The sequence below is a fragment of the Rhodoplanes roseus genome (genome assembly GCF_003258865.1).
GTDB classification, from domain to species: domain Bacteria; phylum Pseudomonadota; class Alphaproteobacteria; order Rhizobiales; family Xanthobacteraceae; genus Rhodoplanes; species Rhodoplanes roseus.
In genome coordinates this window covers 1-241 of record NZ_NPEX01000983.1, presented here as the reverse complement: position 1 = coordinate 241, position 241 = coordinate 1, and the positions used below count along the sequence as shown (strand labels likewise).

Here is a 241-nt window from a genome sequence, read left to right as displayed (position 1 = left end):
TCCAGCCCGCCGCTTCGGCCCCTGCTTCTGCTTCGGCTGAGACGCCAACCGCAGAGCCTGAGCACGACACCCATCCCGCGGCTCACCAGCTCGAGACGAAGGATCGCGGCCCGCAGACGACGGAAACCGATATCGGCCTTGCGCCGGAGGGCGAGGACACCGCCGAAAAGCATCGTCCGGCCGCCGCCGAAACATCTGCCGACGAGGAAGCCGGGCTCGCCGCAGCTCCCGTGACCGAGGC

1 protein-coding gene is annotated in these 241 nt (G+C 69.7%); it reads left to right on the top strand.

Annotated elements, in window-relative coordinates; translation table 11 throughout:
• Positions 1–241 (top strand): hypothetical protein (locus tag CH341_RS35590; RefSeq protein ID WP_210208756.1); only part of this gene is annotated, 241 nt, incomplete at both ends.